The 7,907-nt window shown below is 61.0% G+C and carries 7 protein-coding genes; 2 read left to right on the top strand and 5 right to left on the bottom strand.

Features of this window, described 5'->3' with window-relative positions:
• Nucleotides 1-87: 87 nt before the first annotated feature.
• Nucleotides 88-1,290 carry a dicarboxylate/amino acid:cation symporter gene (locus tag PG892_RS20460; RefSeq protein WP_210556021.1) on the top strand — a complete coding sequence of 401 codons (1,203 nt, stop codon included), beginning with the start codon at nt 88-90 and terminating at the stop codon, nt 1,288-1,290.
• Between the two features lie 107 nt (nt 1,291-1,397).
• Here PG892_RS20460 and PG892_RS20455 read toward each other — a convergent pair whose 3' ends face one another.
• Nucleotides 1,398-1,796: a MerR family transcriptional regulator gene (locus PG892_RS20455; protein WP_010674655.1), complete on the bottom strand. Its 399-nt coding sequence runs from the start codon at nt 1,794-1,796 to the stop codon at nt 1,398-1,400.
• Nucleotides 1,797-1,928: 132 nt separating this feature from the next.
• Between PG892_RS20455 and PG892_RS20450 the strand changes: the two genes are divergently transcribed.
• Nucleotides 1,929-3,095 carry a thiolase family protein gene (locus PG892_RS20450; RefSeq protein WP_210556022.1) on the top strand — a complete coding sequence of 389 codons (1,167 nt, stop codon included), beginning with the start codon at nt 1,929-1,931 and terminating at the stop codon, nt 3,093-3,095.
• A gap of 61 nt (nt 3,096-3,156) precedes the next feature.
• Here the strand turns inward: PG892_RS20450 and PG892_RS20445 are convergent, their stop codons facing one another.
• The 4 genes from PG892_RS20445 to PG892_RS20430 form a co-directional block, all read right to left on the bottom strand.
• Nucleotides 3,157-4,398, bottom strand: a complete 1,242-nt coding sequence (locus tag PG892_RS20445) for an EAL and HDOD domain-containing protein (RefSeq protein WP_270825787.1) — start codon at nt 4,396-4,398, stop codon at nt 3,157-3,159.
• A gap of 116 nt (nt 4,399-4,514) precedes the next feature.
• On the bottom strand, nt 4,515-5,771 hold the full coding sequence (locus PG892_RS20440) for an OmpP1/FadL family transporter (RefSeq protein WP_198497876.1): 1,257 nt from the start codon (nt 5,769-5,771) through the stop codon (nt 4,515-4,517).
• A 253-nt stretch (nt 5,772-6,024) separates the two neighbouring features.
• Nucleotides 6,025-7,308: an outer membrane protein transport protein gene (locus PG892_RS20435; protein WP_198497875.1), complete on the bottom strand. Its 1,284-nt coding sequence runs from the start codon at nt 7,306-7,308 to the stop codon at nt 6,025-6,027.
• 408 nt (nt 7,309-7,716) lie between these two features.
• Nucleotides 7,717-7,907: DUF3379 family protein (locus PG892_RS20430; protein ID WP_270825786.1), on the bottom strand; the 191-nt coding region annotated here is incomplete at its 5' end.

The following is a 7,907-nucleotide window of genomic DNA, read 5'->3' as shown; positions in this document are numbered from 1 at the left end:
TTCGCCAGCCAGTGAATTGAGTGGTATCAACGGGTTGGGGAACGGCCATCCAGCGACGGATTTGATCAACAACGCCGCTTCCAGGTAGTGGTGGCCATGGTGCTGGGCGCGCTGGTCGGGGCGCTCATGGGAGAGCAAGCCACGGTGTTTGCGCCGCTCGGCACCCTGTTTATCCAGCTGATCAAGATGCTGGTGATCCCGCTGGTGGCGGTGGCCATCCTGTCCGGGGCCGCCAACCTGGGGGCCAGTCCCGCTGCTGGCAAGATTGGCGTCACCACGCTCGCCTTCTTCCTCGGCACCTCCGCACTGGCGGTGTTCCTGGCGCTGGTGATGGGTCAGGTGTTCAAACCCGGTGTGGGCGTTGACTTTGGCGCCACCGCGGCCATGTTCTCCGGCGACTACGCCGACAAGGGTGCACTGCCCGATGCGGTGGCCACCCTGCTTGGCATGATCCCGACCAACGTGTTCAGCGCCTTGAACGAGGCCAACATCCTGCAGATCCTGGTGTTCTGCATGTTCCTCGGCATCGCCCTGGCCAAGCAGCCCCGCGAGCGCGCCAAGCCGCTGGTGGACGGGCTCAACACCCTGGTGGACGCCTTCGTCTGGATGATCAACAAGGTGATGCTGATCGCCCCCATCGGCGTCTTCGGCCTGATGGCCGACGCCATCGGCACCTACGGATTTGACGTGCTGACTCTGGTGCTCAAGCTGTTCGTCGTCTATGTCGCCGCCATCCTCATCTTCGGCTTCGTGGTCTATCCGCTGCTGATCGCGTTCTTCTCCAACACACCGGTACGCAAGTACTTCTCCGCGATGAAGAAGCCGCAGATCGTGGCCTTCTCCACCGCCTCTTCCATGGCGACCCTGCCGGTCAACATGGAGACCTGCGAGCGCGATCTGAAGGTGACCAACGCCACCGCTTCCTTCGTGCTGCCGCTGGGCGCCACCATCAACATGAGCGGCAATGCCATCTATTACGGCCTGGTCGCCATCTTCTTCGCCCAGGTCTATAACATCGATCTTTCCATGGGTGCCTGGGCGGCGATCATCGTCACCTCCACCCTGGGTGCCATCGGTCAGGCCGGTGTACCGGGCCCGAGCTTCCTGGTGGTTGCCGTGCTGCTGGCGGCCGGGATTCCCATCGAGGGTCTGCCGCTGCTGTTCGCGCTGGATCGTCTGTTCGACATGATCCGCACCGCGCTGAACATCACCGGCGATGCGGCCTGTGCCATCATCGTCGATCGCTACAGCCCGGATTACGATCCGAACCGCTGGAGCAAGGAGGCCTGATATCGGTCGTCCACGATGCATGACAAGAGGGAGGCTTCAAGCCTCCCTCTTTCATTTGTGTCTATTTGCTGGCGGTGTTCCCCGCTCGCCTCGCCCGTCTGCGTGCCTCAGGGGGAGAGGTGTGCCAGGGCCTGGCGGCAGCGCTGTTCGGCCGCCTCCAGCTCCAGCAGGACCATCTGGATATCTTCCAGCTGTTGCTGCAGGGTCTCCCGCTTGTCGGCTACCAGCCCCAGCATGGTCTGCAACTGGGAGCGGCTGCTCTTGTCCGCATCGTAGAGATCGAACAGCTCCCGGATCTCTGCGAGGCTGAAGCCCAGACGCTTGCCACGCAGGGTCAGCTTGAGCCGCACCCTGTCCTGACGGCTGTAGATCCTGTGCTGTCCCTGGCGGGTCGGGTTGAGCAGGCCCTGATCCTCGTAGAAGCGGATGCTGCGGGTGGTCACATCGAACTCGCGAGCCAGTTCGCTGATGCTGAAGGTGCGGGTGTCGTCCCTGGATTTGGTCATGGGGCTGTCTTGGCTGCCATCTGGTTGTCAATGCAGGCTGGCACCTTACCCAAACGTCAACTTCCCCGCAAGTCTTGTTCCTGTCGCGGTCGCGGCATATGTTATCCCGATGTAACAAGGAGAGTGCTATCGATGGATATCGTGATTGTGGCGGCCAAACGTACCCCCATGGGGGCTTTCCAGGGGGCCCTGAGTGTGCTCGGGGCCCCCGAGCTTGGCGCCTGCGCCATCCGCGCCGCGCTGGCGCAGGCCGGGATGACGGGGGAGCAGGTCAATGAGGTCTATATGGGCAACGTGCTGAGCGCAGGGGCCGGCCAGGCGCCAGCCCGCCAGGCGGCGCTCAAGGGGGGGCTGCCGGACAGCGTGCCCTGCACCACCATCAACAAGGTATGCGGCTCCGGCATGAAGGCAGTGATGCTGGCGGCGGACAGCCTGCGTCTGGGGGAGGCCGAGGTCGTGGTGGCGGGGGGCATGGAGAGCATGAGCCGCGCCCCCTATCTGCTGGACAAGGCGCGCAGCGGTTTTCGCATGGGGCACCAGAGCGTGCTCGATCACATGTTCCTGGACGGCTTGCAGGATGCCTACGAAGGCCATCTCATGGGGCATTACGCCCAGTTGAGTGCCGATCGCAGCGGACTGATCCGGGCCGATATGGATGCCTTTGCCATCGCCTCCCTGGAGCGGGCGCTGACGGCGCAGCGCAGCGGTGCCTTTGCCGCGGAACTGGCTCCCGTCATGACCTCTGAGGATACCCTGCTGCTGGCCGAGGATGAGCAACCGGGCAAAGCCAGGCCCGACAAGATCCCCGGCCTCAAGCCGGCCTTCAGCAAGCACGGCACCATCACGGCGGCCAATGCCAGTTCCATCTCGGACGGGGCGGCAGCCCTGGTGCTGATGCGGGGGGAGACCGCTGCCCAGCTCGGATTGCCGGTGCTGGCCAGGGTAGTGGGTTACCAGAGTCACGCCGCCTTGCCGGCGGAGTTTACCAGTGCCCCCGTCGGCGCCATTGACAAGTTGCTGGCCCGGGTGGGCTGGTCGGTGGAGGAGGTGGACCTGTTCGAGGTGAACGAGGCATTCGCCATGGTGAGCATGCTGGCCATGGCCGGGTGCGGCATTCCCCATCACAAGTTGAACGTGAACGGCGGGGCCTGTGCGCTGGGGCACCCTCTTGGCGCCAGTGGCGCCCGCATCCTGGTGACCCTGATCCATGCCCTGCGTGCCCGCGGGCTCAGACGAGGGGTGGCGAGCCTGTGCATCGGGGGAGGGGAGGCAACGGCCATCGCCATCGAGGCAGGCTGAATGCGTGGGTGAGATTGCTGCGGGTTGATGAAATGACAACGTCCCTTCAAGAGGGACGTTGTCATGTCTGGCGGGAGTGGACCGGTTGCTCTTCCATGGCCTGAAGCTGCTGGTTGACCCAGGCGGTGGCGCTCAGATAGAGGTGGCTGACCTTCTCTTCGTTGAGGCCGAGCCGGACGGTGTTGGCGGCGACCCGCTGCCAGTCGGCTTTCTCGAAATCTTCACACAACGCCAGGTAGAACCCGAGCTTGCCCTTGCGGGTGAGCAGGGCGGCACGAATGTCGTCGGTCAGGGGAATGGAGCCGAGCAGCTGATCCAGCGGTTCACCCATGAGCACGTCCAGCAGGGAGAAGAGGCCGGTGACAAAGGCTTGCTGTGCCTGCTCTGCGGGCGCATGGGTCTGGGCCAGCAGTTCGCAGAACCGGGCTCTGATGAGGGACATCTGGTGGAGTTCGGCGCTCTTTTCACTTCCCGCACTGGTGGCGGCGATCAGGGCGACGAAGCGCTTGAGCTGGGCGTGCCCCAGGGAACTTGCGGCCTGGCGAAACGAGGCGATGGGCTGGGGGAAACGCTTGAGGTGGTTGATGTAGCGCAGCAGCTTGAGGGAGAGGGTGAGATCCTGGTTGAGCAGTTTCTCAATCTTGTCCAGATCCGGTTCGGTCTGATTGACCACCTCGAGCAGCTGCATCACCACCAGCTGGGCCGGCGGTATGGTGGGCTGTTGCACCATCTGGGGGCGGCTGAAGAAAAATCCCTGGAACAGGGTGACGCCGAGCTGCTTCATCCGCTCGAACTCGGCCTGATCCTCGACTTTCTCGGCCAGATAGGTGAGGGGCAGGTGGCGATGATTCGCCATGAAGTGCTCTATGCAGGGTTGCGGCGTGCTGCGCAGGTCGAACTTGATGATATGGATGTAGGGGAGGAACCTGTCCCAGTCTGAGACCATGGTGAAGTCATCCAGCGCCAACCGATAGCCCAGCCCATAGAGCTGGATCACTTTTTCCAGCAGCGCATCGTCGGGCTCGGCATCCTCCAGGATCTCGATCACCACCTTGTCACGGGGGAGGCATTCGGCCAATCCATCCAGCAACAGGGAGTGGGGGAAATTGATGTAGCAGGGGTGATCTCCGATGAGATGGTCGATGTTCTGCTGCAAGAACTGCTCGGCAACCAGCCTGGAAGTGGCCTGCTGTGCGGAGACGGAGGGAAATACATTGTCCAGGCTGTCGCGAAACAGCAGCTCATAGGCTTGGGTGTTCAACTCCCGATCCAGAATGGGCTGCCTTGCTACATAGGAATACATGCGTCTCTCCACCATGGTTACAGGCTTGATTCTATGGTGAAGCGGATCACTATGCCAGTGCCGACCGGTCGGGAAGGTCAACAACTGGCATACTATTTGTCAGGAAACCCGGGGTGTCAGAACAGGTAGTTGAGCTGCAGGCCGGCGAGCCAGGCATCCCCTTCCGAGGTGCCATTGAAAGTGGAGGTGGTCTGGGGGATGCCGGGCCTGAGCTGCATGGTTTCGCTCACGTCCACCTTCTTGCCGTCGATCAGGGTCAGCCCCAGATCCAGCGAGAGGTGACGGTCAATCTGGTAGCCCACGCCAGCGCTGTACCAGACCCGATCCGAGTCGGGGATGGAGATGGTGCGGCGATCCGCCGGGACCGGGCTGCGGTCGTAGGCGATACCGGAGCGCAGTTGCCACTGGGGGGCCAGCTGGTAGGTCATCCCCAGCGCATAGCGCCAGCTGTCTTCCCAGTGCTCCTCTTTGATGTGCATGGTGCCGTGGTGGTCGAGCTCGGATTCGAGCTGCACGAACTTGCTCCAGTTGGTCCAGTTGATGCTCGAATGCAGCGCCAGGGCCGGGGTGAGTTGATGGAACAGGGCCAGCTCGGCGGTGGCGGGCAGAGGCAGATCCAGGCTGCCGGTATCGGTGAAGGGCTGGCCCTTCTGATCGATGCCGATGGCGTCACCAGAGAGGGTCAGGGTCACGTCGTGGCGATAGGAGAGACCGATGCGGGTTGCTTGCGACAACTCAAGCAGGGTGCCCAGGTTCCAGCCCATGGCCCAGCCATCCCCTTTCAGGTGCTTGGCTATCTGGTTGTTGGAGGGGAAAGTGCCGCCCACTTCCCCTTCCCCCTGAATGGCGGAGAGACCGGCCCCGACGGACCAGATGCGGTTGATGCGATAGGCCAGGGAGGCCACCAGATCCATGGTCTTGATGTCGGAGACGTTGCCGAAGTGACCGGCGTTGTAGTTGTCCGGCATCTTGACCCCGAGTCCGTAATAGGAGGTGGCGGCAAGTCCGAGGCGCCATTGTTCGTTGAGGGGCACGATGAGATAGGCGTTGGGCACCCAGGCGTCACCCGCAATGTCGTGGGCTCCGGCATCCAGACTGACCGGCCCCTTGGGGGTCGGCACCCGGGTGGTGCCCTCGATGTTGACGTCGGGGTGCACATAGATGAAGCCACCGGAGAAGGCCATGGTATCGAAACGGGTCATGGCGGCGGCATTGCGGGAGAGCACGCTGGCATTGTCGGCGATGGCGGCTTCGCCGGCGAAGGCGCGGCCCATGCCGGTGGCGGATTGCTCGGCCAGCTGAAAACCTGCCGCCTGGGCCTGGCTCGACAGCACCAGCAGGGCGATGAGAGACGGCTTCATGATGGAGTGCATTGCATTATCCTTGAAAATGAACCTGGAGTTCGAACGTTCTTATGGTTGGAGGCAGGATTTTATATGGTATGACCAGTAAGGCAACGGGCGTGGGGGTGAGCGGATGAAAACGGGATTAAATGCTGGGGGATGTGCTGCTAATAGCTTGATAAAAAAAGAAAAGCGTACAGTTGTTTACTACAGATGTACGCTGAAACAGGAATTCGGAATAAAAAAAGAGCGCCCGCAGGCGCTCTGGTCAATTTGCTGATTATCAGAATTTCATGTTGAACTGGGCGGAAGCCAGCAGGGCGTTGCCGTGGGAGGTGCCTTTCCAGCGCAGTCCGTCATCATGGCTACGCAGTCCTTCGTTTACGTCTACTTCTTTGCCGTCCAGATAGGCCATGCCGAAGTCGACGCTCATGTCCTTGTCGATGTGGTAGGTGGCGCCGGCGCTATACCATACGCGGTCGGAATCCGGAATGCTCAGGCTGCGATATTCCGGCTCGATCGGGGTGTTGTCGTAGGCAAAGCCGATACGGGCTTCCCAGGACGGGTTGACGTACCAGGTACCGCCCAGAGAGTAACGGGTGGAGTCCTTGAACTTTTCCGGTTTATTGAGGCATACACCTGGTTGGCCAGGCATATTACATCCTGAACTTGTTGCTTTCAGCTCCTGAAAGGCGCTCCAGTCGGTCCAGTTGACGGAGTAGTGCACGGCAAACTGCTGGTTCAGACGGTGATAGCCGGCGAATTCGGCCTGGGCTGGCAGATCCAGCTTCAGGTTGCCGTCGACGACCCGGTTGAGGGAGGTGGCGCCCTGGAAGTCGCCGTCAAAGCTCAAGTCCACCTGGGAGCGGTAGGTCAGGGCGAGGCGGTTGTTTTCGTTTATCTCGTACAGGGTGCCGACGTTCCAGCCAAAGCCCCAGGTGTCGCCCTTCAGGTGAGCCAGACGGGTATCGGAGTTGGCACCCGGAATGGCAGCGGAGAGCGCACCGGCATAACGGTTCAGCTCGGCGGCGGCGTAGACGGCATTGATGCCGGCACCGACGCTGAAGCTGGAGTTGATGCGATAGGCGATGTTGGGGTTGATGTTGAAGGTCAGCAGCTCGGTGTCACCGGCGCCGGCACCGGCCGCGAAGGTCTTGGAATATTCGGTGGAGAGGCCGTAGTTGGAGAAGAGGCCGATCCCCCAGGCCCACTGATCATTCAGGGGCTGGATGAAGTAGGTGGCCGGCACGAAGGCATCGGGGGCGATGTCGCTCTCGCTGGACGGAGCCAGCTTGGTGGGGCCGGCATAGATGTCGCCAGCCACATCCACGTCGGGCTTGATATAGGTGCCGGATACAGACAGTGCCATCTTGTCGAAGGTGGTCATGGCCGCCGGGTTGCGGGACAGCACGGCCGCGTTGTCGGCGATGGCTGCTTCACCTGCGTAGGCGCGCCCCAGACCGGAGGCCGAGTGCTCGTTCAGCTGGAACGCGGCGGCGAAGGTCTGGGTGCTGGCCAGGGTCACGGCCGCAGCGATCAGGCTTTTCTTGAAAAAGGCAGTTGTCATAGTGTTCTCTCTTTGTAAGCAGATTTTCTGTCGACATCGCGGCTCTTTGGCGGCTATTGACGACATGATCTGTTGTTATGTCAGCTTCTTCCCATTCATTGCTGGCGTGATTCTATGGATCTGGTAGGAGGTAAGAAATCAGACCAGTGACAGCAGAATACATAAAAGTTTCCATTGTGTTAATCATTTGTTTTAACTTGCCGTTTTATTAGGCTGATTTATCTATTATTGGATAAATAAAGCACAAATGGTGCCATTTGAGTCATTTAAAATAAATGGTAGAAATGTGACTTCGCGCGGGCAATGGGCGGGAACATGCGGGGATGTGGGGATGAACAGGCAGACAATGAGGATGTCTGCCTGTGATGTGGCTGAGGCGGAGGACGAGTCAGCTTGGGTCAAGGTCTGTTAAATGGACCAGTGCAGGCGTGACTCAAGCTGGCGGGCAACCGGGGCGAGGGGCTCCTGCATGTCTCCGATGAGCACCATGTTGGCCCCCTTGAGCGGCAGTATCTCCCCCTTGAGGGTCCCGTCTGCAAAATCGGACTGGATCGTCAGTGGCAGATGCTTGGGGACGAGGAACAGGGTGACCGGTCCCA

The sequence above is a fragment of the Aeromonas sp. QDB68 genome (assembly GCF_027707405.1).
Taxonomy (GTDB): domain Bacteria; phylum Pseudomonadota; class Gammaproteobacteria; order Enterobacterales; family Aeromonadaceae; genus Aeromonas; species Aeromonas caviae.
This window is presented reverse-complemented; position numbering and strand designations above follow the sequence as displayed.

What these genes read in the sequence shown, in the direction of transcription:
- PG892_RS20455 (WP_010674655.1), bottom strand. Translation starts at nt 1,796, where the DNA reads ATGACCAAATCCAGGGACGACACCCGCACCTTCAGCATCAGCGAACTG.
- PG892_RS20450 (WP_210556022.1), top strand. Translation starts at nt 1,929, where the DNA reads ATGGATATCGTGATTGTGGCGGCCAAACGTACCCCCATGGGGGCTTTC.
- PG892_RS20445 (WP_270825787.1), bottom strand. Translation starts at nt 4,398, where the DNA reads ATGTATTCCTATGTAGCAAGGCAGCCCATTCTGGATCGGGAGTTGAAC.
- PG892_RS20440 (WP_198497876.1), bottom strand. Translation starts at nt 5,771, where the DNA reads ATGCACTCCATCATGAAGCCGTCTCTCATCGCCCTGCTGGTGCTGTCG.
- PG892_RS20435 (WP_198497875.1), bottom strand. Translation starts at nt 7,308, where the DNA reads ATGACAACTGCCTTTTTCAAGAAAAGCCTGATCGCTGCGGCCGTGACC.